Origin of the sequence: Variovorax sp. UMC13, assembly GCF_014170375.1 — a bacterium.
GTDB lineage: Bacteria > Pseudomonadota > Gammaproteobacteria > Burkholderiales > Burkholderiaceae_C > Variovorax.
This window is the reverse complement of record NZ_LZZW01000014.1, coordinates 1-25963: the sequence shown is the minus strand read 5'-3', so window position 1 is coordinate 25963 and position 25963 is coordinate 1. Positions and strand designations below refer to the sequence as shown.

At 68.0% G+C, this 25963-nt stretch carries 24 protein-coding genes and 1 pseudogene; 9 read left to right on the top strand and 16 right to left on the bottom strand.

The features are described from left to right. Positions 1-20: 20 nt before the first annotated feature. The 5 genes from pilQ to A9977_RS11390 are packed head-to-tail and all read right to left on the bottom strand — an operon-like array spanning position 21 to position 5084. The gene (pilQ, locus tag A9977_RS11410) at positions 21-2171 is read right to left on the bottom strand and encodes a type IV pilus secretin PilQ (RefSeq protein WP_183024965.1); all 2151 of its coding nucleotides are present in this window, start codon (positions 2169-2171) and stop codon (positions 21-23) included. Next, the gene (locus A9977_RS11405; RefSeq protein WP_405054685.1) at positions 2168-2710 is read right to left on the bottom strand and encodes a pilus assembly protein PilP; all 543 of its coding nucleotides are present in this window, start codon (positions 2708-2710) and stop codon (positions 2168-2170) included. The genes pilQ and A9977_RS11405 overlap by 4 nt, the downstream gene beginning before the upstream one ends. Beyond that, entirely contained in the window at positions 2707-3384 is a 678-nt protein-coding gene (locus tag A9977_RS11400; protein ID WP_183024963.1) for a type 4a pilus biogenesis protein PilO, read from the bottom strand. Before A9977_RS11400 ends, A9977_RS11405 begins: the two co-directional genes overlap by 4 nt. A 12-nt stretch (positions 3385-3396) precedes the next feature. Then, positions 3397-4008, bottom strand: coding sequence for a PilN domain-containing protein (locus A9977_RS11395; protein ID WP_183024962.1), 612 nt, complete (start codon positions 4006-4008; stop codon positions 3397-3399). Next, the gene (locus A9977_RS11390; RefSeq protein ID WP_183024961.1) at positions 4005-5084 is read right to left on the bottom strand and encodes a pilus assembly protein PilM; all 1080 of its coding nucleotides are present in this window, start codon (positions 5082-5084) and stop codon (positions 4005-4007) included. The genes A9977_RS11395 and A9977_RS11390 overlap by 4 nt, the downstream gene beginning before the upstream one ends. Before the next feature lie 241 nt (positions 5085-5325). Between A9977_RS11390 and A9977_RS11385 the strand changes: the two genes are divergently transcribed. Further along, positions 5326-7725 (top strand): penicillin-binding protein 1A, encoded by a 2400-nt coding sequence (locus A9977_RS11385; protein ID WP_183024960.1) that lies wholly within the window; start codon positions 5326-5328, stop codon positions 7723-7725. Positions 7726-7734: 9 nt separating this feature from the next. Here A9977_RS11385 and cyaY read toward each other — a convergent pair whose 3' ends face one another. Then, a complete protein-coding gene (cyaY, locus tag A9977_RS11380) occupies positions 7735-8064 on the bottom strand; it encodes an iron donor protein CyaY (RefSeq protein WP_183024959.1) in 330 nt (109 codons plus the stop codon). Between the two features lie 36 nt (positions 8065-8100). Between cyaY and A9977_RS11375 the strand changes: the two genes are divergently transcribed. Together A9977_RS11375 and lysA are read left to right on the top strand one after the other, a co-directional pair. Further along, positions 8101-8319 carry an LPS translocon maturation chaperone LptM gene (locus A9977_RS11375; RefSeq protein WP_405054684.1) on the top strand — a complete coding sequence of 73 codons (219 nt, stop codon included), beginning with the start codon at positions 8101-8103 and terminating at the stop codon, positions 8317-8319. Then, positions 8316-9596 carry a diaminopimelate decarboxylase gene (gene lysA, locus A9977_RS11370; protein WP_183024957.1) on the top strand — a complete coding sequence of 427 codons (1281 nt, stop codon included), beginning with the start codon at positions 8316-8318 and terminating at the stop codon, positions 9594-9596. The genes A9977_RS11375 and lysA overlap by 4 nt, the downstream gene beginning before the upstream one ends. On the opposite strand, the gene A9977_RS11365 is transcribed toward lysA, so the two are convergent. The 5 genes from A9977_RS11365 to A9977_RS11345 all read right to left on the bottom strand — a co-directional run bounded on the left by A9977_RS11365 (position 9593) and on the right by A9977_RS11345 (position 15633). Then, positions 9593-10261 carry a sulfite oxidase heme-binding subunit YedZ gene (locus A9977_RS11365; RefSeq protein ID WP_183024956.1) on the bottom strand — a complete coding sequence of 223 codons (669 nt, stop codon included), beginning with the start codon at positions 10259-10261 and terminating at the stop codon, positions 9593-9595. The genes lysA and A9977_RS11365 overlap by 4 nt on opposite strands. Positions 10262-10277: 16 nt before the next feature. Further along, positions 10278-11276 (bottom strand): protein-methionine-sulfoxide reductase catalytic subunit MsrP, encoded by a 999-nt coding sequence (msrP, locus tag A9977_RS11360; RefSeq protein WP_183024955.1) that lies wholly within the window; start codon positions 11274-11276, stop codon positions 10278-10280. Between the two features lie 85 nt (positions 11277-11361). After that, positions 11362-12678: a c-type cytochrome biogenesis protein CcsB gene (gene ccsB / locus A9977_RS11355; protein ID WP_183024954.1), complete on the bottom strand. Its 1317-nt coding sequence runs from the start codon at positions 12676-12678 to the stop codon at positions 11362-11364. Then, a complete protein-coding gene (locus A9977_RS11350) occupies positions 12675-14810 on the bottom strand; it encodes a cytochrome c biogenesis protein ResB (protein ID WP_183024953.1) in 2136 nt (711 codons plus the stop codon). The genes ccsB and A9977_RS11350 overlap by 4 nt, the downstream gene beginning before the upstream one ends. A 154-nt stretch (positions 14811-14964) precedes the next feature. Continuing rightward, positions 14965-15633, bottom strand: coding sequence for a cytochrome c (locus A9977_RS11345; RefSeq protein WP_183024952.1), 669 nt, complete (start codon positions 15631-15633; stop codon positions 14965-14967). Positions 15634-15703: 70 nt separating this feature from the next. On the opposite strand from A9977_RS11345, the gene yihA reads away from it, so the two are divergent. Then, the gene (yihA, locus tag A9977_RS11340; protein ID WP_183024951.1) at positions 15704-16387 is read left to right on the top strand and encodes a ribosome biogenesis GTP-binding protein YihA/YsxC; all 684 of its coding nucleotides are present in this window, start codon (positions 15704-15706) and stop codon (positions 16385-16387) included. Between the two features lie 131 nt (positions 16388-16518). Further along, a complete protein-coding gene (locus tag A9977_RS11335; protein WP_183024950.1) occupies positions 16519-17430 on the top strand; it encodes an alpha/beta fold hydrolase in 912 nt (303 codons plus the stop codon). Between the two features lie 10 nt (positions 17431-17440). On the opposite strand, the gene A9977_RS11330 is transcribed toward A9977_RS11335, so the two are convergent. Together A9977_RS11330 and A9977_RS11325 are read right to left on the bottom strand one after the other, a co-directional pair. After that, the gene (locus tag A9977_RS11330; protein ID WP_183024949.1) at positions 17441-18325 is read right to left on the bottom strand and encodes a lysophospholipid acyltransferase family protein; all 885 of its coding nucleotides are present in this window, start codon (positions 18323-18325) and stop codon (positions 17441-17443) included. 61 nt (positions 18326-18386) lie between these two features. Continuing rightward, the gene (locus tag A9977_RS11325) at positions 18387-19265 is read right to left on the bottom strand and encodes a lysophospholipid acyltransferase family protein (RefSeq protein WP_183024948.1); all 879 of its coding nucleotides are present in this window, start codon (positions 19263-19265) and stop codon (positions 18387-18389) included. 209 nt (positions 19266-19474) lie between these two features. Here A9977_RS11325 and metK point away from each other — a divergent pair, with 209 nt between their 5' ends. After that, the gene (gene metK, locus A9977_RS11320) at positions 19475-20659 is read left to right on the top strand and encodes a methionine adenosyltransferase (RefSeq protein WP_183024947.1); all 1185 of its coding nucleotides are present in this window, start codon (positions 19475-19477) and stop codon (positions 20657-20659) included. A gap of 3 nt (positions 20660-20662) precedes the next feature. Here metK and A9977_RS11315 read toward each other — a convergent pair whose 3' ends face one another. Together A9977_RS11315 and A9977_RS11310 are read right to left on the bottom strand one after the other, a co-directional pair. Beyond that, positions 20663-22105, bottom strand: coding sequence for a sensor histidine kinase (locus A9977_RS11315; RefSeq protein ID WP_183024946.1), 1443 nt, complete (start codon positions 22103-22105; stop codon positions 20663-20665). A gap of 11 nt (positions 22106-22116) precedes the next feature. Further along, the gene (locus A9977_RS11310) at positions 22117-22791 is read right to left on the bottom strand and encodes a response regulator transcription factor (protein WP_183024945.1); all 675 of its coding nucleotides are present in this window, start codon (positions 22789-22791) and stop codon (positions 22117-22119) included. A 159-nt stretch (positions 22792-22950) separates the two neighbouring features. On the opposite strand from A9977_RS11310, the gene A9977_RS11305 reads away from it, so the two are divergent. The 3 genes from A9977_RS11305 to A9977_RS11295 are packed head-to-tail and all read left to right on the top strand — an operon-like array spanning position 22951 to position 25690. Then, a complete protein-coding gene (locus tag A9977_RS11305) occupies positions 22951-23979 on the top strand; it encodes an ABC transporter substrate-binding protein (RefSeq protein WP_183024944.1) in 1029 nt (342 codons plus the stop codon). 2 nt (positions 23980-23981) lie between these two features. Beyond that, entirely contained in the window at positions 23982-24794 is an 813-nt protein-coding gene (locus tag A9977_RS11300; protein WP_183024943.1) for an ABC transporter ATP-binding protein, read from the top strand. 23 nt (positions 24795-24817) lie between these two features. Continuing rightward, positions 24818-25690: an ABC transporter permease gene (locus tag A9977_RS11295; protein ID WP_183024942.1), complete on the top strand. Its 873-nt coding sequence runs from the start codon at positions 24818-24820 to the stop codon at positions 25688-25690. Positions 25691-25794: 104 nt separating this feature from the next. Here the strand turns inward: A9977_RS11295 and A9977_RS11290 are convergent. Further along, positions 25795-25963: pseudogene (locus A9977_RS11290) on the bottom strand (ABC transporter permease); the annotation flags it as partial.

The following is a 25963-nucleotide window of genomic DNA, read 5'->3' as shown; positions in this document are numbered from 1 at the left end:
CGTCCTTAAGAAAAGCGGCTTCAGCGCGCTGCGTTGCGGTCAGTGATCATCTTCGGCGTGATGAAGACCAACATTTCGGTCTTGTTAAACGTCCGGTCACGCGTGCGGAAGAGCGTGCCCAGGTAGGGCAGTTCGCCCAGCAGCGGGATGCGCGACTCGTTGTTGTTCTCGGTCATCTCGAAGATGCCGCCGATGACCACCGTGCCGCCGTTCTCCACCAGCACTTCGGTCTGCACGTGCTTGGTGTTGATCGCGAAGCCGGCCGTGGTGGCCTGGCCGACCGTGTCCTTGTTGACGTCCAGCGTCAGGATGATGTTGCCCTCGGGCGTGATCTGCGGCGTGACCTCGAGCTTGAGGTTGGCCTTGCGGAACGCGATCGACGTCGCACCGCTGGAAGTCGCCACCTGGTAGGGCAATTCGGTGCCCTGCTCGATTAGGGCCTTGGTCTGGTCGGCCGTGACGACGCGCGGGCTGGACACCACCTTGCCCTTGCCGTCGGCCTCGAGCGCCGAGATCTCGAGGTTCAGCAACCGCGAGAAGCTCGAGTTGAACAGCGACACCGCGAAGGTGCCCGGCGCATTGCCGTTGCCGGCCACGCCCGTGGACGGCAGGTTCACGAAGTTCGAGTTGGTGAAGGTCGTGGTGGCGCTGGGCTGGTTGGTGAAGCTGCCGCCGACGACCGGGTTCGAGGTCACCACCGGCATCGCGCCGACGGTGCTGCGCGTGTTGATGATGCCGCCGCCCAGGCGCACGCCCAGCGATTTGCCGAAGGTGTCGGAGGCCTCGACGATGCGCGCCTCGATCAAGACCTGGCGCACCGGGATGTCCAGCTTCTGGATCAGTTCGGCCACCCGCGCCAGGCGCGAGGGCACGTCGGAGACGAAGATCTGGTTGGTGCGCGACTCCGCGATCACGCTGCCGCGTGCGCTCAGCAGGCGCGAGGTGGTGCCGCCACCACCGCCACCGCCACCGCCGCCGGCCGAGGCACCGGTGCCGGTCAGGCCTTCGGCGATGACCAGGGCCTTGGTGTAGTTGAGCTGGAACGACTGGGTGCGCAGGGGCTCGAGGGTCTCGATGGCCGCCTTGGCCTCGAACTCCATCTTTTCCTTGGCGTTGATTTCGTCCTTGGGCGCGATCCACAGCACGCTGCCGTTCTTGCGCATGCCCAGGTTCTTGGCCTGCATGATGATGTCCAGCGCCTGGTCCCAGGGAACATCCTTCAGGCGCAGCGTGAGCGCACCGGTCACCGAGTCCGAGGTGACGATGTTGAAGTTGGTGAAATCGGCGATCACCTGCAGCAGCGAACGGATCTCGATGTTTTGGAAGTTCAGCGACAGCTTCTCGCCGCTGTAGCCCACGCCCTGCGTGAGCTTGGTCGGGTCGACCTTGCGCGGGCGGACCTCGACCACGAACTGGTTCTCGCTCTGGTAGGCGCTGTGCTCCCATTCGCCACTGGGCTCGATCGTCATGCGCACGCGGTCGCCCACCTGCTGCGTGGTGATCAGCTGGACGGGGGTGCCGAAATCCGCCACGTCGAGGCGGCGGCGCAGGCCTTCGGGCAAGGTCGATTTGGTGAACTCGACCACCAGGTTCTTGCCCTGCTGGCGGATGTCCACGCCCACCTGGTTGTTGGCCAGGTCGACGATCACCCGGCCGGTGCGCTCGGACGCCAGCCGGAAATCGACGTCGCGCAGCGGCAGGGTGTCGCGGTTGCGGTTTTCCGCGAACGCGGACGAACTCGAGGTCGAGGTCACCAGCGCGGCGCCGGCCACGGGTTCCAGCGACACCAGCAGCGACTTGCCCTGGATCTCGGTCCTGTAGGCGGTCGCCTGCTTGAGGTTCAACACCAGGCGCGTGCGTTCGCCCGCCTGGACCACGTTGATCGAACGGAGGTTGCCCTGGTTCACCTCGACGGCGGAACGGCCGATGCCGTTGGTAACGCCCGGGAAATCGAGCGCGATGCGCGCCGGCGTCTGGATCGCGAAGCCCGGGGGCGCCGCGGCGAGGGGCTGTGTGAGGTCGATGCGCACCACTTCGGCGCCCGACTGCATCGAGGTGGTCACCGATTCGATCGCGTTCTGCGCATGCGCCGCGACCACGGCACTCAGCGTGGCAAGGGAGAGGCCCGCGGCACGAAGCCACCGTGCCATCGTTGATTTCTGCTGACTCATTTCGACCTCTCTTGCAATTCCAACGTCGCCACGCGCTCGATCCACTCACCGGCGGCGTCCTGCACGATTTCCCGCAAGGACAGTTCGGTTTCACCGATACGGGTCACGCGCCCGTAGTTCAGTCCCAGGTAGTTGCCCACGCGCACCTGGTAGAGCAGCTTGTCGACCATCACCAGCGCCACCGGCTGGCCGCCGCGGTTCATGCTGCCGACCATCGCCATCGAGTCCAGCGGCATGGCTTCGAGCGCTTCCTTGCGCCGTGCCAGCTCGGGCCCGATCAGCCCCGAACTGCTGGGCTGCGCGGAGTCGCGCCGCAGGGCCTGCGTGAGCTTCTGGCTGTTGAAGGGATCGAGGGTCGTGCCCTCGGTGTAGGCCTGGGGCGTGAACTTCTTCGGCTCGCTGATCGGCGGCACCGCGGGCCGCACCTTGGCCCGCTCCTCGACCATCCACTGCTGCAGGTCGTCCTGTTCCGATCCCCAGCAACCGCTCAGCAGCAGCGCCGCGGCGCACAGTCCCAGGGCTTTGAGGCGGATCATCATTTCTTCTGCGCTCCCGCGGTCGCGGCGCGGCGCTGGCTGGCCTGTTCCTCGTCGTCGAGGTAGCGGTAGGTGCGGGCCGTGGCGTCCATGGTCAGGGCCCCGTCCTTCTGCGGCGCGATCGACAGGTCGTTGAGCGTCACGATGCGCGAGAGGTTGGCCACGTCGGCCACGAAGGCGCCCATGTCGTCGTAGCGCCCGGTCACGCGCAGCGCGATCGGCAGCTCGGCGTAGTAGTCCTTGACCGCCACCTGGCCCGGGCGGAACAGCTCGAATTGCAGGCTGCGGCCCAGGCCGGCCTGGTTGATGTCGGACAGCAGGGCATCCATCTCGGCCTTGCTGGGCAACTGCTTCTCGAGCAGGGTCACGTACTGCTGCACCTGTTCGCGCTGCTTCTTGAGCAGGTCGAGGTTGGCGGCCTGCGCGACCTTCTTCTGGTAGTCGGCCTTGAGCGTGACTTCGGTGGCGCGCTCGGTCTCGAGCTCGTCGTTGGCGTTGGTCAGCCAGACGAACCACAGCGCCACCAGCACCAGCAGGGTCACGGCGACGCACAGCGCGTAGCGCGGCGCGGCCGGCCAGACGGAAGGATCGTTCGGGTTCAGGCCACGGAACTGCTCGCCGAAGCGGCGCAGGGATGCGGCGACATCGACGTTGGAGGCGAATCGTTTGCTTGCCATATCGGACCCCGCTTAACCCTTGACCGCCGCCGCGGCCGCGCCGGCCGCCGGCTTCGCCACATCGGTCGGACGCTTGAGGCCAATGCGCATGGTGAAGTTCGCCACGCGGCGCTGGTCGCGCGGGTTCAGGGTCACGGTGCCGGCCGTGATCTCGACCAGTTCGGGCTTGACCAGCCAGGGACTGCCGTTGCCCAGGTTGCGCAGCAATTCGGACACCCGCTCGTTCGACTGCGCCATGCCCTGCAGCGTGACCGTGCGGTCGGTCTGCTTCATGCTGGCCAGGTACACGCCGTCGGGCAATTGCCGCACCAGTTCGTTGAGCAGGTGCACCGGCATGTTGCGGTCGCCCTGCAGGTCCTCGACGGCCTGCTGGCGCGCCTTGAGCGCCGTGATCTCGGCCTGCAGCGTCGAGATCTCCTTGATCTCGGACTCGAGCTTCTTGATCTCGGCCTGCAGGTAGCTGTTCTTCGATTGCTGGGTCGATATCTGCGCCTGGTACCAGACATAGGCCGCGCCCGCGATCAGGCCGCCGAGCAGGGCCGCCGCGCCCAGGGTCACATAGAAGCTCTCGCGGCGGCGCTTGCGGGCCGCTTCGCGGTGCGGCAACAGGTTGATCAGGATCACTGCAGAAACCTCCGCATCGCCAGGCCACAGGACGTCAGGTAGGAAGGCGCCTCGCGGCGCACCTTCTTTTCCCGGATGCCCGAGCCGAGTTCCATGCCGTCGAAGGGGTTGACCAGCGTGCAGGCGAAGGAAGTCTGGCGGGTCACGGCACTGGTCAGGCCCGGCAGCGCGGCCGAGCCGCCGGCGAGCAGCACGTAGTCGACGCGGTTGTGCGGCGTGCTGGTGAAGAAGAACTGGAGCGCGCGCGCGATTTCCTGCGCGATGCTGGCCACGAAGGGCTTGAGCACGCCCGAGCCGTAGTCCTCGGGCAGGTCGCCGCTGCGCTTCTTGCTTTCGGCCTCTTCGGCCGAAAAGCCGTACTGGCGCACGATCAACTGGGTCAGCTGGGCGCCGCCGAAGGCCTGGTCGCGGTCGTACAGCACCTCCTGGTTGCGCAGCACCTGCATGCTGGTGGTGAAGGCCCCGACCTCGAACAGCGCGACGACCGCGTCGCGGCCCTGGCCCGGCAACTGCTCGATCAGCCGCGAGGTCGCGAGCCGCGAGGCATAGGACTCCACGTCGAGGATCACGGCCTTGAGCCCGGCCGCCTCGGCCAGGCCCTGGCGGTCCTGCACCTTTTCCTTGCGCGAGGCGGCGATCAGCACCTCGACGTCCTCGGCCGCGCCGGCACTGCGGCCGACCACGCAGAAGTCCAGGCTCACTTCGTCGAGGGAAAAGGGAATGTACTGGTTGGCTTCGGACTCGACCTGCAACTCGAGTTCCTGCTCGCTCATGCCGCCGGGCAGCACGATCTTCTTGGTGATCACGGCCGACGGCGGCAGCGCCAGCGCGACGTTGCGGGTGCGGGTGCCGCTCTTGCGCACCACGCGGCGCACGGCCTCGGCCACCTCGTCGAACTTCTCGACGTTGCCGTCGCTGATCCAGCCCCGTTCCAGCGGCTCGATCGCGCATCGCTCGAGCACCAGCTTGCCGCTCGCGTCACGGCCCAGCTCGACCAGCTTGACGCTGGACGAACTAACATCCAACCCGACCAACGGCGCGGGCTGACGGCGAAACAACGATCCCAGTGCAGTCAAGTTCGATCCCATCCGTTTGTAACGATTGGAAATATTTACGTATGGTTGCATGCTAGCAGCAAGAAGTGGGCACTACCAAGGCGCCCCGCCGAGGATCCGCGGGAGCGTTGTCAAAAGTTGACGCCCACGTAGCCTTCTGCAACTTACGTGACGACACCCCGGTATTTGGCCGTCCGAGACCTTTGCTGACGCCCCTTTTCCGGGCCATTTTTTATAATGCGTGGTGACTCCGCCCTCCTCCATGCCCCAATCTCCCCGCCCCGAGAAGCGCGCCAAGCCCGCCTCGACCCGGCCTTTCTGGCTGAAGTGGCTGCTGCGCCTGCTGTTCTGGAGCGGCGGCATCGTGCTCGCCGGCGCCGTGTCGCTGGCCTGCGTGATCGCCGTTGCGCTGGCGGTTGCCTACCCCAACCTGCCCGACATCTCCGAACTGGCCGACTACCGGCCCAAGCTGCCGCTGCGGGTGTTCTCGTCCGAAGGCACGCTGATCGGCGAGTTCGGCGAGGAACGGCGCAACCTCACGCCCATCGCCACCATCCCCAAGGTCATGAAGGACGCGGTGCTGGCCGCCGAGGACGCCCGCTTCTATGACCACGGCGGCGTGGACTACAAGGGCCTGGTGCGGGCCGGCCTGGCCAACATGAACCGGGTCAAGAGCCAGGGCGCCTCGACCATCACCATGCAGGTGGCGCGCAACGTCTACCTGAGCTCCGAGAAGACGCTCACCCGCAAAATCTACGAGGTGCTGCTGACCTTCAAGCTCGAGCACCTGCTGAGCAAGGACCAGATCTTCGAGATCTACCTGAACCAGATCTACCTGGGCAACCGCGCCTACGGCTTCGCCGCCGCCTCCGAAGCCTATTTCGGCAAGCCGCTGCAGGACATCTCGATTGCCCAGGCCGCGATGCTGGCCGGCCTGCCCAAGGCCCCGGGTGCCAACAACCCGGTCAACAACCCGACCCGCGCCCGTGGCCGCCAGCTGTACGTGATCGACCGCATGCGCGACGCCGGCTTCATCACCGCCGAGCAGGCCACCGAGGCCAAGAAGGAAGAACTGCACCTGCGCGACGCCGCCGATCCGAACCGGCTGCATGCCGAGTACGTGGCCGAAACCGTGCGCCAGCTGATGTACAGCCAGTACGGCGACAGCACTTACACCCGCGGCCTCAAGGTCTACACCTCGCTGGTGGCGGCCGACCAGGCGGCGGCGTACAAGGCGCTGCGCAAGGGCATCATGGATTACGAGCGGCGCCAGATCTACCGCGGCCCCGAGAAGTTCATCGACCTGCCGACCGACCCCAAGGAACTCGACGAGGCCGTCGACGACGCGCTGGCCGAACACCCCGACAACGGCGACGTCATGGCGGCCGTGGTGCTCAAGGCCAGCCCCAAGGAGATCACCGCGGTGCGCGCCAACGGCGACGTGCTGCAGATCACCGGCGACGGCTTGAAGCCCGCGCAGTCGGGCCTGTCCGACAAGGCGCCGCCCAACATCAAGGTCCGCCGCGGCGCCGTGATCCGGGTCGCGCGCACGCCCAAGAACACCTTCGAGATCACCCAGCTGCCCGAGGTCGAGGGCGCCTTCGTCGCCATGGACCCGCGCGACGGCGCGGTCAAGGCCATGGTCGGCGGCTTCGATTTCGGCAAGAACAAGTTCAACCACGTGACCCAGGCCTGGCGCCAGCCGGGCTCGAGCTTCAAGCCCTTCATCTACTCGGCCGCGCTGGAAAAGGGCTTCTCGCCCTCGACCGTGATCAACGACGCCCCGCTGTTCTTCGACGCCGGCACCACCGGCGGCCAGCCCTGGGAGCCGAAGAACTACGACGGCGGCTTCGAGGGCCCGATGTCGATGCGGCGCGCGCTCATGAAGTCCAAGAACATGGTGTCGATCCGAATCCTGCAGTCGATCGGCACGCGCTACGGCCAGGAATGGATCGGCAACTTCGGCTTCGAGCGTGAGAAGCACCCGGCCTACCTGCCGATGGCGCTGGGCGCCGGCTCGGTCACGCCGATGCAGATGGCGACCGCCTACTCGGTCTTCGCCAACGGCGGCTACCGCGTCAATCCCTACCTGATCACACGCGTCACCGACCACAAGGACCGGGTGCTGGTCGAGACGCAGCCGCCGATGCTCAACGAGACCATGCGCGCGATCCCGCAGCGCAACGCCTTCATCATGGACAGCCTGCTGCAGTCGGTGGCCAGCGGCGGCACCGCCGCACGGGCCCAGGCCACGCTCAAGCGGACCGACATCTACGGCAAGACCGGCACCACCAACGACTCGCTCGACGCCTGGTTCGCCGGCTTCCAGCCGACCATGACCGCGGTCGCGTGGATGGGCTACGACACGCCGCGCAAGCTGGGCGACCGCGAGACCGGCGGCGGCCTGAGCCTGCCGATCTGGATCAGCTTCATGGAAACCGCGCTCAAGGGCGTGCCCGTGGCCGAACTCACGGCGCCGGCCGGCGTGGTCAACGTCGGCGGCGAGTGGTACTACGACGACTACGGCCCGGGCCGTGGCGTGTCCAGCCTGGGCGTGGATGGCGGCGGATCGGGTTCGTCCGAGGTCAGCGGCAACGCACCGATCGGCGCCCCGCCGGCGCCCGAGGAGCGCAACCGCATCCTCGACCTGTTCAGGAACTGAGGCGCGGGCTCAGGCGGTGAACAGCAAGGGCTGTCCCGCCTGCAGCGTGGCTTCGCGCGACAGGTTGCCGAAGAACTCCTCGCCGGTCTTGGTGTCGACCCAGGCCGTGCCGTCGTGGCGGTAGTGGTAGCCGCCGGAGCGCGCCGCCAGCCAGATTTCGTGCAGCGGCTTCTGCAGGTTGATGATCAGCTGGCTGCGGTTCGGAAAGGTCAGCGTGATCATGCCGCCTACGCGCTGGTTGTCGATGTCGGCCTCGGTGGCGTCGTTGATGCGGTCGCAGGACTGCTCGATCGCAGCCAGTGCGGCTTCCGCACGATCCATGTACTCGGGGTCGGTCATTACAATTTCACCATGTTGAACGTCCGCCAAATTCTAGTGAGCGCCATTGGCCTCTGTGCGCTCGGGGTCGGCTTGTCCGGCTGCGGGCTCAAGGGCCCGCTCTACCTGCCCACCGATCCGGCCGCTGCCCAGCGCGCCACGCTGCCCGAAGTGCTCACGCCGTCGATCGGCAAGCCCGCCGCGGCCGATGCCGGCGCGGCACCAGCACCGGCGCCCGCGCCTGCCGCCAGCGTCCCCACCGGAGCCCCGCGATGAGCCCCTCGCCCGCCCTCCCCGGCCACCCGCACATCGCCCAGCGCGACGGCGCGCTGCACGTCGAGGCCCTGCCGCTGGCAGCGCTGGCCCGCGAACACGGCACGCCGCTGTTCGTCTACTCGAAGCAATGGATGCTGGACGCGCTGGCCGCCTACCAGCGCGGCTTCGAGGGCCGCGACGCCCTGATCTGCTACGCGATGAAGGCCAACTCCTCGCTGGGCGTGCTGCGCGTCTTCGCCGAGGCCGGCTGCGGCTTCGACATCGTGTCGGGCGGCGAGCTGGCACGCGTGCTGGCCGCGGGCGCCGACCCGGCCAAGGTGATCTTCTCGGGCGTGGGCAAGACCCGCGCCGAGATGCGCCAGGCGCTGGCCGCGGGCATCGCCTGCTTCAACGTCGAGAGCGAGGCCGAGCTCGAGGTGCTCAACGCCGTGGCGCTGGAAGAAGCAGGCCGGCGCGCCCGCATCAGCATCCGCATCAATCCCAACGTCGACCCGAAGACCCACCCCTACATCTCGACCGGGCTCAAGGGCAACAAGTTCGGCGTGGCGCACGACCGCGCGCTGGCCACCTACCGCCATGCAGCATCGCTGCCAGGCCTCGAGGTGGTGGGCATCGACTGCCACATCGGCTCGCAGATCACCGAAGCTTCGCCCTACCTCGACGCGCTCGAGCGCGTGCTCGACCTGGTGGTGCTGATCGAGGAAGCGGGCATCCCGCTGCACCACCTGGACTTCGGCGGCGGCCTGGGCATCGACTACAACCACGACACGCCGCCGGCCGCGGACGCGCTGTGGAAGCAGTTGCTGGCCCGGCTCGACGCGCGCGGCTTCGGCCAGCGCAAGCTGGTGGTGGAACCGGGCCGCTCGCTGGTGGGCAATGCCGGCGTCTGCGTGACCGAGGTGCTCTACACCAAGCCCGGCGAGGACAAGAACTTCTGCATCGTCGACGCGGCCATGAACGACCTGCCGCGCCCGGCCATGTACCAGGCCTTCCATCGGATCGTGCCACTGGCCGCGCGCGACGCCGCCGGAGCCACGACCTACGACGTGGTCGGCCCGGTCTGCGAGAGCGGCGACTGGATCGGCCGCGACCGCGAACTGAACGTGGCCCAGGGCGACCTGCTGGCGGTGCTCTCGGCGGGCGCCTACTGCATGTCGATGGCCAGCAACTACAACACCCGCGGCCGGGCCGCCGAGGTGCTGGTGGCGGGCAACCGCGCCACGCTGATCCGCCGGCGCGAGAGCGTCGAGGACCAGTTGCGCAACGAACTGACTTAGGACTTGGTCGGCTGCACGCGCGCCACGGCCGGCGCGCGGGCCGCTGCCGGCTTCTGCTTCTGCTTCTGCTTCTGGCGCACGAAGTGCCAGACCCGCCAGGCCAGCAGCGCGGCCACGATGCCCGCGTAGACGAACACTTCGGCGAAGTTGTTCTTGCCGGCGCGCATCCAGAAGAAGTGCAGCAGGCCCAGGCCGGCGATCAAATAGACCAGCTTGTGCAGCCGCTGCCAGCGCTTCGCGCCCAGCGCCTTGATCGCGCGGTTGAAGGAGGTCGCGGCCAGCGGCGTCAGCAGCACGAAGGCCGCGAAACCCACCAGGATGAAGGGCCGCTTGGCGATGTCGCGCGCGATGTCGCCCAGCTCGAAGCCCATGTCGAACCAGCTGTAGCTCAGCAAATGCACGGCCACGTAAAAGTACGCGAACAGTCCCAGCATGCGCCGGTAGCGCGCCAGGCCGGTGAGCTTGAGGCTCACGCGCAGCGGCGTCACCGCCAGCACGATGCACAGGAAGCGCAGCGTCCAGTCGCCGGTCGAGCGGATCAGGTACTCGGCCGGGTTCGCGCCCAGGCCGTCGGTGACGGCCCCGAACACCAGCCAGGCGAAAGGCAGCAGGCACAGCAGGAAGACCAGCGGCTTGGCCGCCTGGTGCAGCAACAGCTTGTTCATCGCGGGCCGCCCGGCGTCAGTAGAACTTCTTCAGGTCCATCCCGGCGTAGAGCTGGCCGACCTGGGCTTCGTAGCCGTTGAACATCTCGGTCTTGCGCCGCTTGGCGAACAGGCCGCCGCCGTCGCCGATGCGGCGCTCGGTGGCCTGGCTCCAGCGCGGATGGTCGACGTTGGGGTTCACGTTGGAATAGAAGCCGTACTCGTTGGCGGCCGACTTGTTCCAGGCCGTGCTCGGCTCCTTCTCGACGAAGCGGATCTTGACGATCGACTTGGCCGACTTGAAACCGTACTTCCAAGGCACCACCAGGCGCACCGGCGCGCCGTTCTGGTTGGGCAGCACCTCGCCGTACATGCCGAAGGTCAGCAGCGTCAGCGGATGCATGGCCTCGTCCATGCGCAGGCCCTCGGCATAGGGCCAGTCGAGCACCCGCGAGCCCACGAAGGGCATGGTCTTGGGATCGGCCAGGGTCACGAACTCGACGTACTTGGCATTGCTCTGCGGCTCGACCTTCTTGATCAGCTCGGCCAGCGAGTAGCCGACCCAGGGGATGACCATCGACCAGCCCTCGACGCAGCGCAGGCGGTAGATGCGCTCTTCCTGCGCGCTGAGCTTGATCAGGTCCTCGATGCCGTACTTGCCCGGCTTCTTCACCAGGCCCTCGATCTCGACGGTCCAGGGGCGGGTCTTGAGCGTGCCGGCGTTCTTCACCGGGTCGCCCTTGTCGGTGCCGAACTCGTAGAAGTTGTTGTAGCTCGACGCGTCCTTGTAGTCGGTGAGCTTCTCCATCGACTGCGCCCCCGGCACCGCCGACTTGCCACCCTTGAGCGCCGCCAGCTTGCCCGGCGCCACGGTCTGCGCCATCGCGTCGCGCGCGGCCCAGCCTGCGAGCGCCGCGCCAGCGGCGCCGCCGGCCATCAGCTTGAGCAGGTCGCGCCGGCCTTCGTAGGCGCTGCGCGAGGTGATCTCGCTGGAGGCCGGGTGGATGAAGCCGTTGTCACGGGAACGAATCAGCATGGCGCGCCTTTCGATGGCAGGTGGATCTCACCCTCAACTTCGTTGCGGGGCACCGAAAGGTTACGCGCTGGCCGCGCGTTCGGTTTCAGAGCGTGCCGTAACTGTGCAATCCGCTGAGGAACATGTTCACGCCCAGGAAGGCGAAAGTGGTCACGGCCAGGCCGCCGAGCGCCCACCAGGCGGCCACGGTGCCGCGCAGGCCCTTGACCAACCGCATGTGCAGCCAGGCCGCGTAGTTGAGCCAGACGATCAGCGCCCAGGTCTCCTTCGGGTCCCAGCTCCAGTAGCCGCCCCAGGCGTCGGCGGCCCACAGGGCGCCCAGCACGGTGGCGATGGTGAAGAAGGCGAAGCCGACCGTGATCGACTTGTACATCACGTCGTCGAGCACGTCGTTGGCCGGCAGGCGCGCCGCAATGCGCTTGCGGCCCAGCAGGATGCCGGCCGCGATCAGCGCCGAGATGGCCGCGTAGACCACCCAGTAGCTGCCGCCGGCCTCCTGCACCCGCTGGCGGAAGGCCACGGGCACGAAGCACAGCGCCACGCCCAGCAGCCAGATCGGCGTGAGCTTGTACCAGCGCTTCTCCTCGGCCTGCTCCTTGATCAGGTAGGCGAAGGCCACCATGGCCGCGAGCGCGAAGGTGCCGTAGCCGATGAAGTTGGCGGGCACGTGCAGCTTCATCCACCAGCTCTGCAGCGCCGGCACCAGCGGCTGGATCTCGTGCGCCTCGCGCACCAGCGTGTACCAGAGCAGGAAGCCGACCGCGGCGCTCACCACCAGCATCACGAAGGCGCCCATGGCACGGGTGCGGTAGATCGATTCGAAGTACAGGTAGAAGGCCGCGGTGAGCCAGCTGAACAGCACGAAGACCTCGTAGAGGTTGCTCACCGGGATGTGGCCGATGTCCGGGCCCAGCTGGTGGCTTTCGTACCAGCGCACCATGGTGCCGATCAGCGCCATCGTGATCGCGGCCCAGGCCACGCGCGAGCCGATCAGCTCCATCGCATCGCCCTGCTTGCCGCCGAACAGGCCCAGCCAGTAGAAGACGGTGCTCATGAAGAACAGCACGCTCATCCAGAGGATGGCCGACTGGCTCGACAGGAAGTACTTGAGCCAGAACACCGTGTCGGCCCGCGCCAGGTCGCCCTGGTAGGAGGTGATGGCCAGCACCGTGGCGGCCGCGACCCCGACCGCCAGCAGCTGCAGCGGGCGCCAGAACCAGCCCAGCCAGACCATGGCCGGCACGGTGGCCACGAGGATGGCCTTCTCGTAGATGTCCATCGAGCCTGCGTAGCGCGAGAAGGCGAACAGTGCGCCGGCCGCGACGATGGCCGCGAACACCCAGTCCAGGAGGTTGCGGCGGGCGAGCCAGCCGTCGTTGAGGGTCAGTGTCGTGGTGGTCATGGCGCCGGTTCTTTCTGGAGGGCGAGCAGCTTGTCTTTGAGATTGTCGAATTCGCGGTCGCTGTCGATGGTGCGGCGATTGACCGAGAAGGCCATGGTCGCGCTGCTGCCGCCGGCCTCGGCCGGCGCCAGCCACACCCAGAGGCGGCGCTCGCGCACGTAGAGCATGGCGAAGATGCCGACGATCAGGAACAGGCAGCCCAGGTAGACGATGCTCTTGCCCGGGGCCCGGGCCACCTGGAACACGCTGGCCTGCACCTGCTTGAAATCGGTCATCATCATCGCGACCGGCGCCGGGTAGAAGTGGGCGTCGCTCAGCGCCAGCACCGCCTGCGTGAGGAAGGCCTGCGACTTGTCGTCGCCCGGCAGCGCGGCCTGGCCCGCCGATTCGCGGCTCAGGTTGAGCACCTCGAACAGCACCTCGTTGAGGATGCGCACCAGCACCGCGCCGGCGCGCGGGCGCTCGGCCTCGGGCACGTTGAATTCCATGAACTCGGCGATCGCCTGCCAGCCGCCCTTGCTGGTGGCGTCGGCCTTCACCCGCTCGGTGCCGGCGAACAGCGCCAGCGCGCGCGTGGCCGAGGCCCGCAGCTGCTCGGCCAGCTCGGGGCGCGCCGGGTCGGTGGCGCGCGCGATGTAGCGCTCCACCGCGCGGGCGCGCATCGACTCGTCGTCGAGTGCGGCACGCATGCGCTGGAAGCCATCCATCGAGCCATTCTCGTCGGCCGGCACGCGCAGGTAGCGGAACGGGTCTTCGGGCTTCTCGCGCATGCCCAGCAGGAACACCGGCTGGCCGTCGCCGGTGTCGACCGGCACCATGTAGTTCTGGTACTCGCGGGCCTGGCCCGCGGCGTCGCGCAGCTTGTAGCCGATGCTCGGGCCGATGTTGCGCAGCACCTTGGGCTTGTTGACCTTGTTGGCCGCGCCCAGGCGCGACTCCAGGCTGTGCTGCAGGTCGACCTTGCGCACGTCGGCACCGCTGGTCATGGCGCCGCCGGCCTCGTCGGCGAAGTTCTCGACGTTGATCACGCGCAGCGCCACGTACTCGAGCGTGAGCTTGTCGCTGCCGTTGGTGATCTCCGAGCTGCTGCCGATCGTGCCTTCGAGCTCGAAGGGCTTGGCCGCGGCCGACATCGGCACCGCCTTGACCTTCACCGTCGAGCCACCGTCGTCGAAGCTGGACTGGTAGATCTCCACGCCCTTGTAGCTGGCCGGGTGGTTCACCTCGATGCGCGCGGGCACCTGCTCGCCGGTCTCGCGGTCGTGCAGCACCACCTCGCTGGCGAACAGCTTGGGCATGCCGGTGGAGTAGTAGTCGACGATGAACTTCTTGAGCTCGATCGAGAAGGGCAGGTCCTGCAGCAGCACGCCGTCGGCCTGGTTCAGGATCGCCACGCTGGAGCGGCCGCCCTCGGGCACCAGGATGTTGCCGCGGAAGGTCGGGTTCGAGGGCGACAGCCGGTGCTCGGGCGCCACGTCGGCGATCATGCCGCCGCCGGTGAACACGCTCTTGCCGTTGAACCAGGTCTGGGCGCGCACCACCAGGTCGCCGTCGAGCAGGCCGCCGATGCAGATCAGCACGATCGCACCGTGCGCCGCGATGTAGCCCAGCTTGTGGGCGCCGCCGGCGCGTGCCGCCACCATCCAGCCCGCGCCTTCGCGGTGCTGCAGCTTGACCTTCCAGCCACCGCCCGTGAGCAAGGTGCCGATGCGCTGCGCGGCCGCCTCGGGCACGTCGCCCAGCGTGGTCGCGGCGCGCTGGCCGAAGGCTCGCAGGCCCTGGACGCGCAGGTCTTCCTTGTAGTTCTTGAGGTCGCGCAGGATGTGCGGCGTGTTGCGCGCGATGCACAGCGTGGTGCTGATCACCAGGAACAGCAGGATCAGCAGGAACCACCAGGCGCTGTAGATGGCGTCGAGGCGGGCGGCGCGGAACAGCGCGGCCCAGAAGGGGCCGAACTGGTTGATGTAGTTGCCCAGGGGCTCGTGCTGCTTGAGCACGGTGCCGATGATCGAGGCGATGCAGATGACCGTGAGGAGCGCGATCGCGAAGCGCATCGACGAGAACAGCTCCACCGTCGCGCGGACCGCTTGCGGGCCGCGACGGACGCGGAGGCCGTGGGTGGAGACTGACATGAAAAGAAAAACTTCTTCGGAAACGCTGGCTGGAGAAAAAAGCAAAAAGGCGGGCCATCCTGCTGGATCGGCCCGCCTTGTTGGATTTGTTATTGGCGGTTAGTTCATCACGACCGGCCCCTTGCCAGGGTCTGGTCGTGAAGACAGTGCGGGCTTACCTCAAGCCGGCAATGTAGTCCGACACCGCCTTGATTTCACGGTCGTTGAGCTTGGCGGCCACACCGGTCATGGGGCCGCTGTTGGCGCGCACGCCGTCACGGAAGGCCACCAGCTGGGCCGAGGTGTAGTCGGCGTGCTGGCCGCCGAGGCGCGGGTACTGCGCGGGCAGGCCGGCACCGGTGGGGCTGTGGCAGCTGGCGCAGGCCGGGATCATGCGGTCGGCGATGCCGCCGCGGTAGATCTTCTCGCCCAGCGCGACCAGGTCCTTTTCCTTGGCGAAGCCGGGCTTGACGGTTTTCGAGCCGACGAACCAGGCGATGTTGCGCATGTCTTCATCCGACAGGGCCGAAGCGTAGGGCTTCATGATCGCGCTCTTGCGCTTGCCGGACTTGAATTCCTGCAGCTGCTTGAGGATGTATTCGGGATGCTGCTGCGCCAGCTTGGGGTTGGCCGCGATGGCCGAGTTGCCGTCTGCGTTGTGGCACGAAGCGCAGCTCTGGCTGTTGGCCGGTGTCGCATTGAAGATCGTGTCGCCCTTGGCCGGGTCGGGCTTGGCCGGCTTGGCGGCCGCGGCGGGTGCAGCCGCAGGCTCGTCGGCTGCAAAAGCAGCGCTGGTGGCGGCGCCCATGAGGGCTGCAAGCAGGAAATGGGCAAACAACTTCATATCGGGGGGCTCGATTTATTGGCGCAAAACCCCGCGATTCTACAATGGTGCTCCGTTACCAAGGCTTCCTATGACCACCCCCGCGCCTTCACCGGCTCCCGCTACGCCCACCGCGGCGCCTGCACCCGACCGGATCCGCACGGCCATGGGCTGGATGCACACCGCCCATTTCCTCACCAGTGCACCCCAGCTCGAGCATCTGCCCGCCTTCGATCTGCCTGAAATCGCCTTCGTCGGCCGCTCCAACGCGGGCAAATCCACCGCGATCAACACCCTGACGCAGCAGCACCGGCTGGCCTTCGCCTCGAAGACCCCGGGCCGCACCCAGCACATCAACCTGTTCGGCGTGGGCAAGCAGAAGGTCGACGACGCCGTGCTGGCCGACCTGCCCGGCTACGGCTATGCCGCGGTGCCGCGCGAGGCCAAGCTGCGCTGGCAGCGCGTGATGGGCAACTACCTCATGACGCGCGAGAACCTGCGCGGCGTGGTGCTGATGTGCGACCCGCGCCACGGCCTGACCGAACTCGACGAGATCCTGCTCGACGTGATCCGCCCGCGCGTCGAGGCCGGCCTCAAGTTCCTGGTGCTGCTGACCAAGTCCGACAAGCTGACCCGCGCCGAGGGTGCGAAGGCGCTGTCGATCGTGCGACTGCAGGCCGGCGGCGGCGAGGTCAAACTGTTCTCGGCGCTGAAGAAGCAAGGCGTCGACGAAGCCGCCGAACTGCTCTGGCGCTGGGCTCACCCCGAGAACTAGGCTCTCCCCCGAGGACTCGCGCACTGCGTGTCGCTTCGCCTTCCCCCTTCCGGGGGCGACACCCGCGGCCCGGCAAAGCCGGTTCCGCGGTGTCCCTGGAAGGAACCCGAAACGAACGAGGAGACATGGCGATGATCGAAACCTTCCAGCGCACCCTGCCCAACGGCATCACGCTCAGCTGCCGCGCCAGCGGCACACCGGGCCGGCCCTTGATGCTGTTCCTCCATGGGTTTCCCGAGGGCGCGTTCATCTGGGACGCACTGCTCGAGCACTTCTCGCAAGCCGAACACGGCGGCTACCGCTGCGTCGCGCCCAACCTGCGCGGCTTCGAGCAGTCGAGCGCGCCGCCGGCCGTCGAGGACTACCGCCCGCACCTGCTGGTGCAGGACGTGCGCCAGCTGGCCGCCACCGAAAGCGCCGACGGCGTGATCGACACGCTGGTCGCGCACGACTGGGGCGGCGCCTTCGGCTGGGGCTTCGCCAACGCCTTTCCGGCGCAGGTCCGGCGGCTGGTGATCGTCAACTCGCCGCACCCCGGCACCTTCGCGCGCGAGCTGCGCGACAACCCGGTGCAGCAGCAGGCCAGCGCCTACATGAACTTCCTGGCGCGCCCCGATGCGCCCGCGCTGCTGGCGGCCGACGACTACCGCCGCATGTGGCCCTTCTTCACGCTCATGGGCGCGGGCAGCGACGGCTTCGGCTGGCTCACCGACAGCGTGAAGGACCAGTACCGCGCGCTCTGGGATGCGGGGCTGCGCGGCGCCTGCAATCTCTACGCCGTGACGCCGCTCAAGCCGGCCATGCCGGGCCAGGACGCGCCACCCATCCCGCAGCTGCCGCGCGAACGCCTGACCATCGAGGCGCCCACGCTGGTGCTCTGGGCGCTCGACGACAGCGCGCTGCTGCCCGGCCTGCTCGACGGACTGGAAGACTACGTGCCCCAGCTCAAGCTGGTGAAGGTGCCGGGCGCGACGCACTGGATCGTGCACGAGCAGCCGCAGCGCGTGGCGGCCGAGATCGAAGCCTTCCAGCGCGGCACCTGAAGGCGCCGCGTCAGTACACGGGTGGCGCGCCTTCGGGGCGCGTTTTGAAGCGCCGGTGTACCCAGTAGTACTGCGAAGGCATCGCGTCGATGTAGCCCTGCAACCGGGTGTTCATCAGCGCCGTGTCGGCCACCGCGTCCTCGCTCGGGAAGTTCTGCCAGGCCGGCAGCACCTCGATGTCGTAGCCCGTGGCCGTGAGCCGCGACACCACCGGCACCACCTTGGCCTTGCCCAGCCGCGCGAAGCGCGAGAGCGAAGGCAAGGTGGCGGCGGGCACGCCGTAGAAGGGCACGAACACCGACTGCTCGCGGCCGAAGTCCATGTCCGGCAACAGGTAGAGCAGGCCGTTCTTGCGCAGGCCCGCGACGATCGGCTTGATGCCCTCGGTGCGGTTGAGCGTGATCACATTGCCGAAGCGCTGCCGCCCTTCGCGGATCCAGGCGTCGACCAGCGGATCGCGCTGCGTGGTGTAGATGGTGGTCGAGGGCCGCGCCGTGTGCATGGTGAGGGCCGTGGCCGCCGCGTCGAGGCCGTAGAAGTGCGGCGCGAACAGGATCATCGGCGCGCTGCCGTGCGCGATCTCGTCGATCTCGGCCGCCGAACCGACCACCCGCAGCCGGCTCGCCACCACGGCCTCGGGCGCATGCCAGAGCCAGCTGCGGTCGAGCCAGGACTGGGCCACGAAGACGAAGGTCTCGCGGGCGATGGCGTCGCGCTCGGCCTTGGATTTCTGCGGCAGGCACAGCGCGAGGTTGGTCTGCACCACATGGCGGCGCGACACCGCGACCACGTACAACACGCGGCCCAGCACCTTGCCGAAGCCACGCACCAGCGGCAAGGGCAGGCGCGCCAGCGTGCGCATGAAGCCGATGCCCAATCGGGACGAGAGGCTCATTCCAAAACCTTCGTGCTGCGCACTGCGGTGCGAGCTTGCTTGGGGCGGCCCGGCGCGGCGCTCATGTCGCCGCCTTCTGCGCCGGCTCGCCCTTGGGCTGCTTGAAGCGCGCGTAGTCCCAGACGTACTGGCCCGGCAGTCGGCGGATCAGGCGCTCGATACCCTGGTTCATCGCCGCGGCGGCGGCCTCGGGCGTGGCGGCCGGGTCGCTGACCGCGGTGCCGTCGAAGGGCTCGAAGCGGATCACGAAACGCCCGCCCCGGGGCAGCCGTTCGCAGACGCAGAGGAACACGTGCGCGCCGGTCTGCTGCGCCAGGCGCGGCAGCAGGGTCATGGTGTAGGCCGGCCGGCCCAGGAAGGGCGCCCAGACGCCCTGCCCCAGCGGCGGCACCTGGTCGGGCAGGATGCCGGTGTAGCCGCCGTTGCGCAGCGTGCGCATCAGGCCACGCACGCCGGCCACGCTGGTGGGCAGGGTCTGCAGGCCGGCGCGGTCGCGCGAGCCCTTCATCAGTTCGGCCATCCAGGCCTTGCGCGGCGGCCGAAACAGGGCCGTGAGCGGGCCGTGCGCGGCCACGAAGCGCTCGGCGATCGCCTGGCCGCAAAGCTCCCAGCTGCCGATGTGGGGCGTGATCAGGATCAGGCCCTTGCGCTCGGCCAGCGCGGCCTCGAAGGCTTCGGCGCCGTCCCAGCGCGCGATGCGCGGCAGCACGCTCGCGCCCTGCGGCCGGGCCCAGAGCCAGGGCAGCTCGGCCGCCATGGCGCCGGCCGCGCCGACGGCGGGGCGGTACTGGGCAGGCGTGAAACCGGCCGCTTCGGCGTTGGCCCGGAAGCGGCGCCGGTAGTCGGGGGCGGCCCACCAGACCAGCCAGCCGAAGCATGCGCCCAGCCGGTGCATCCAGGGCAGCGGCACATGGGCGAGCAGGCGGAACAGAGGAATCATCGAGTCGGAAGAAGGGTGAGAAGTGAGGCTCACGCAAGCAAAACGCGGCTCGCATAGAATCCAAATTGTCGCTGAGTTATGGAACTACTTGCAGGGCGACATGCACAAGCGCCAGGCGATTGTGCCCGTGCCGATCCGGCATTCTGCTAAAGCGTTCGCCGAAGCTCCCCAGCTGGCAACGCGCCAACTGACCAGACGGAGTTTTATCAATGGCGAACGATTTCCTCTTCACTTCCGAGTCCGTTTCCGAGGGCCACCCCGACAAGGTCGCCGACCAGATCTCGGATGCCATCCTCGACGCGATCTTCGAGCAGGACCCGCGCAGCCGCGTGGCCGCCGAGACGCTGACCAACACCGGCCTGGTGGTGCTCGCGGGCGAGATCACGACCAACGCCCACGTCGACTACATCCAGGTCGCGCGCGACACCATCAAGCGCATCGGCTACGACAACACCGAGTACGGCATCGACTACAAGGGCTGCGCGGTGATGGTCTGCTACGACAAGCAGTCCAACGACATCGCCCAGGGCGTGGACCACGCGTCCGACGACCACCTGAACACCGGCGCCGGCGACCAGGGCCTGATGTTCGGCTACGCCTGCGACGAGACGCCCGAGCTGATGCCCGCGCCGATCTACTACGCGCACCGCCTGGTCGAGCGCCAGGCCCAGCTGCGCAAGGACGGCCGCCTGCCCTTCCTGCGCCCCGACGCCAAGAGCCAGGTCACGATGCGTTATGTCGACGGCAAGCCGCACAGCATCGACACCGTGGTGCTCTCGACCCAGCACCACCCCGACCAGAGCGAAACCTCGACCAAGATGAAGGCCTCGTTCAACGAAGCCATCATCGAGGAGATCATCAAGCCGGTGCTGCCCAAGGAATGGCTGCAGAACACGCGCTACCTGATCAACCCCACCGGCCGTTTCGTCATCGGCGGTCCGCAGGGCGACTGCGGCCTCACGGGCCGCAAGATCATCGTCGACACCTACGGCGGCGCCTGCCCGCACGGCGGCGGCGCGTTCTCGGGCAAGGACCCGTCCAAGGTCGACCGCTCGGCCGCCTACGCTGCGCGCTACGTGGCCAAGAACATCGTGGCCGCGGGCATCGCGCGCCAGTGCCAGATCCAGGTCGCCTACGCGATCGGCGTGGCCGAGCCGATGAACATCACGGTCTACACCGAAGGCACCGGCCTGATCCCCGACGAGCAGATCGCCGCCCTGGTGCGCGAACACTTCGACCTGCGCCCCAAGGGCATCATCCAGATGCTCGACCTGCTGCGCCCGATCTACCAGAAGACCGCCGCCTACGGCCACTTCGGCCGCGAAGAGCCCGAATTCACCTGGGAATCCACCAACCAGGCCGCGGCCCTGCGCGCGGCCGCCGGCCTGAAGTAAGGCCTACGCGTTTTCCGCCGGCGCGACCGGCGCGACCGGCGGAAAGCGCACCGTGACCAGCAGCCCGCTCGCCTCGCGCGGGTTGGCCGACAGGTCCACGTCCGCATCGAAGGCCCGCGCGATCTCGCGCACGATGGCCAGCCCCAGGCCCGTGCCCTCGCTGTCCTGGGCCACGCGGTAGAAGCGCTCGAACACCCGCTCCCGTGCCTCGGGCGCAATGCCCGGGCCGTTGTCCTCGACCGTCAGCCGGGCCCGCCCCTGCCCCTCCCGCACACCCACCGTCACCCGGCCGCCCTGCTGCGTGTAGCGCAGCGCGTTGTCGAGCAGGTTGCTCACCAGCGCATCGAGCATCGCCGGCTGCGCCATCACGAAGGCCGGCTGCGCGGCTTCAAGGCCCAGGTCGATGCCGCGCCGGTCGGCCAGCGCGGCCAGCTGCTCCACGCAGCGCAGCGCGACTGCGCTCAGGTCGACCCGCTCGAAGCCCGTGTGCGCGTCGCCGTGCTCGGCCTGGGCCAGCAGCAGCAGCTTGTTGGTCACGTCGACCAGCCGGCGGTTGCTGGTCTGCATCTCCTGCCACATCGCATCCATGTCGGCCCGGCGCGTGTCCCATTCGCCGCGGTGCTGGCGCGTGTAGCGCGCGAACTCGATCTGCGAGGCCTGCATGGCCAGCGGGGTGCGCAGCTGGTGCGCCGCATCGGCGATGAAGCGGCGCTGCGCCTCGGAATGCGCCTTCAGCTGCGCGACGAAACGGTTGAGGGTGTCGGCCACGGGTCGCAGCTCGCTGTGCAGCGCGGCCGGGTCCACCACCAGGTCGAGGTGCAGCGGATCGCGCGCGTTTCGCTCGGCGAGCTGCTGGCTCAGCCGCACGATCGGCCGCAGCTCCAGCGTCAGCGCCGCCACCGCCAGCGCGATGGCCAGCGCCAGTGCGATCAGCAGGTATTCCATCGTCGGCCACCACAGGGTGCGCAGCATGTGGTTGCGGCTGCCTTCGGTCTTGCCCACGGCGATGGTGATGTCGCGCGCGCCGCCGGCCTCGTACATCGCGCGCGTGGTGACCACGGCGCGCAGCGGCAGGCCGCCGAACTGCGTGTCGTACCACTGCGCGCGGTCGATGCCTTCGGGCTTGCGCACCGCGGGCAGCGGGAAGTCGGCCGAACCGGCCAGCACCTCGCCGTTGGCGCCGGTCACGCTGAGGAACACGCGGTCGCGCTCGGGCGAGACGAACAGGCTCAGCGCCGAGGGCGGCACGCTGGCCTGCACGTCGTCGCCCTCCCAGATCAGCCGGTCCGACAGCACCTTGGCCGAAGACAGCAGGTCGTGGTCCTGCACGTAGTCGGCCACCTCGGCCGCGTTGCGCCAGCTGAGCCAGCCGCAGATCGCGACGAAGACCGACAGGGGCAACAGCAGCCAGAGGGCCAGGCGCAGGCGCAGGCTGGCGCGTTTCATCCGGCGGCCCGCTAGTCTTCCTGCCGCGTGCGCAGCAGATAGCCCACGCCGCGCAGCGTGATGATGGTCGCCTGGCTGGCCTCGAGCTTCTTGCGCAGCCGGTGGATGTAGATGTCGACCGCGTCGGCGCTGGGCTCGTCGTCGAGGCCGAAGATGGCGTCGATCAGCGCCTGCTTGGACACCGTGCTGCCGGCCTTGAGCACCAGCGTCTCGAGCAGGGTGCGCTCGCGCGGCGGCAGCGAGAGCTCTTCGCCGGCCAGCGTGAACTGGCGCGTGCGCAGGTCGTAGCGCAGGTCGCCGCAGGCGATGTCGTTGGCCTTGCCCGGCATCTGCCGGCGCACCAGCACCTTGATGCGCGCCACCAGCTCGCGGATCTCGAAGGGCTTGACCAGGTAGTCGTCGGCGCCGATCTCCAGGCACAGCACCTTCTGGTCGAGCGAGGCGGTGGCCGTGAGGATGATCACCGGCACCGTGTCGCCGCGCTCGCGCAGGCGGCGCAGCACGCCCTTGCCCGAGAGCTGCGGGATGTTGAGGTCGAGCAGCACCACGTCGTAGGCCGCCTGCAGCAGCAGCCGGTCGGCGGCGTCGCCGTCTTCCACATGGTCGACCACGAAGTCCTGCGCCCGCAGCAGGCTGGAGAGCCAGTGCGCGAGTTGCGGGTTGTCTTCGATCAGCAGCAGCTTCATGGGGGTCGGGGTGGTGGCGGTGGATTCTAGGAAGCATCGCCGATGTCGTCCCGGCCTAGGGATAACCATGAGAAATCACGCAGCCCGCCGAAAGCTGGCCGAAGGATGCCGATTCCTAGACTGGCCTCGTCGCTCAACCTTTTCCGGAGACAACACACCATGTCCGCTTCCCGCCGCACCCTGCTGGCTGCCGCCCTGTGCACCGCCTTCGCCGTCGCCGCGCCGCTCGCGCAGGCCGCCGAGGCGCCGATCACCATCATGGTGGGCGGCATCAACAAGATCATCTACCTGCCGGCCAAGCTCACCGAGGCGCTGGGCTATTTCAAGGACGAAGGCCTGAACGTCGAGCTGCAATCGCAGCCGGCCGGCGTCGACGCCGAGAACCAGCTGATCGCCGGTGCGGTGCAGGGCGTGGTGGGCTTCTATGACCACACCATCGACCTGCAGAGCAAGGGCAAGGAGATCCAGGCCATCGCGGTGTTCTGCAAGGTGCCGGGCGAAGTCGAACTGGTGTCGACCAAGGCCGCGGCCGCGGGCTTCAAGTCGATGGCCGATGCCAAGGGCGGCAAGACGCTGGGCGTGACCGGCCTGGGCTCGTCGACCGACTTCCTCACGCGCTACCTGGCCGACCGCGCCGGCGTGGCTTCCAAGGAATACTCGCTGCTGCCCGTGGGCGCGGGCAACACCTTCATCGCCGCGATGAAGCAGGACCGCATCCAGGTCGGCATGACCACCGAACCCACGGTCTCGCAGATGCTCAAGACCGGCGACGCCCAGGTGCTGGTCGACCTGCGCACCGAGCCCGACACCGTCAAGGCGCTGGGCGGCCTGTACCCGGCGGCCAGCCTCTACGTGCAGAACAGCTGGGCCGAGTCGCACAAGGCCGAGGCCACCAAGCTGGCCCATGCCTTCGCCCGCACCATGGCGTACATCCACACGCACAGCGCCGAGGAGATCGCCGAGAAGGTGCCGCGCGACTACTACGGCAACGACAAGGACCTGTACGTCACGGCCCTCAAGGCCTCGCTGTCGATGTTCACCACCGACGCGAAGATGCCCGCCGGCGGCCCCGAGACCGTGCTGAAGGTGCTGGCCACGTACAAGCCGCTGGTCAAGAGCAAGAACATCGACCTGTCCAAGACCTACAGCAACGCCTACCTGGCGGCAGCGGCAACGGCGGCCAAGTGACCATGCGCAACGGAACCCCCACCGGCCAGGGCACCGCGGTGACCTCGGCGATCGACTTCGACGACGTCTCGCTGCGCTTCATCTCGCAGGACGGCAACGCCACCGTGGCGCTGCGCAACTTCAGCATGTCGGTGGCGCGCGGCGAGTTCGTCGCCATCGTCGGCCCGACAGGCTGCGGCAAGTCGACCACGCTCAACATGATCACCGGCCTGCTCAAGCCCACCGTGGGCGAAGTGAAGGTGATGGGCCAGCCGGTGAACGGCGTGGACCCGCGCATCGGCTTCGTGTTCCAGGCCGACGCGGTGTTCCCGTGGCGCAGCGTGGAAGACAACGTGGCCGCCGGCCCGATGTTCCGCGGCAAGCCCAAGAAGGAAGCCATGGAACTCACGCAGGAGTGGATCCACCGCGTGGGCCTGTCGAAGTTCGGCAAGCATTACCCGCACCAGCTGTCGGGCGGCATGCGCAAGCGCGTGGCGCTGGCGCAAACCTTCATCAACGACCCCGAGATCCTGCTGATGGACGAGCCCTTCTCGGCGCTCGACATGCAGACCCGCACGCTGATGCAGGACGAGCTGCTGCAGCTGTGGTCGGGCAATGGCGGCAGCGTGCTGTTCATCACCCACGACCTCGAGGAAGCCATCGCGCTGGCCGACCGCGTGTTCGTGCTGTCGGCACGCCCCGGCACGCTCAAGCGCATCTACGAGATCGACCTGCCGCGCCCCCGCGTGATGTCCGAGGTGCGCTACGACAAGCAGTTCATCGAACTGTCCAAGCACATCTGGGACGACCTGCGTGAAGAGGTGGTGATTCAATGAACACGACGACGACAACCCCCGCCATGAACCCTTCGACCGCCCCCAAGACCGGCGCGCTGCCCTCCTCGCTGAGCGACGCCGCGCTGGCGCGCGAATCCGAGATCGCGCAGGCCGCCATCCGCGCGCGCCGCCGCATGATCATCACGCTGCGGCTGATCGTGCTGGTGGTGGTGCTCGGCGGCTGGGAGCTGGCCGCCCGCCTCAAGTGGATCGATCCCTTCTTCTATTCGCAGCCCACGCTGATCTACGACCAGCTGGTGGAGTGGATGCGCGACGGCACCTCGCAGGGCTCGCTGTGGATGCAGGTGGCGGTCACGCTGGAAGAGACCGTGATCGGCTTCCTGATCGGCTCGGTCGCCGGCGTCGTCTGCGGCATCCTGCTGGGCCGCAACAAGCTGCTGTCGGACGTGTTCAGCCTCTACATCCAGATCGCCAATTCGATCCCGCGCGTGGTGCTGGGCTCGATCTTCGTGATCGCGCTGGGCCTGGGCATGGCCTCGAAGGTGGCGCTGGCGGTGGTGATGGTGTTCTTCGTGGTCTTCGGCAATGCCTTCCAGGGCGTGCGCGAAGCCGACAAGTACATGATCGCCAACGCGCAGATCCTGGGCGCCTCGCCGCGCCAGCTGACCTGGTACGTGGTCATCCCCTCGGCCATGTCGTGGATCCTGGCCAGCCTGCACGTGAGCTTCGGCTTCGCGCTGGTGGGTGCGGTGGTGGGCGAGTTCCTCGGCGCCAAGGAAGGCATCGGCCTGCTGATCTCGACCGCGCAGGGCGCGTTCAACGCCAGCGGCGTGTTCGCGGCCATGATCGTGCTGGCGGTGGTCGCACTGGCGGCGGACTTCCTGCTGAGTTCGCTGGAGAAGCGGCTCCTGAAGTGGCGGCCCGCGGCGTTCTGACGGGCTGCGCTTCCCCTCCCCTTCCTTGAAAGAGAGCGGGGCTGCGGCTTCAGCCCATCGCGGCCCAGCTCTCTTTCAAGGAAGGGGAGGGGAAGCGCAGCCCGTCAGAACGCCGCGGGCCGCCACTTCAGGAGCCGCTTCTCCAGCGAACTCAGCAGGAAGTCCGCCGCCAGTGCGACCACCGCCAGCACGATCATGGCCGCGAACACGCCGCTGGCGTTGAACGCGCCCTGCGCGGTCGAGATCAGCAGGCCGATGCCTTCCTTGGCGCCG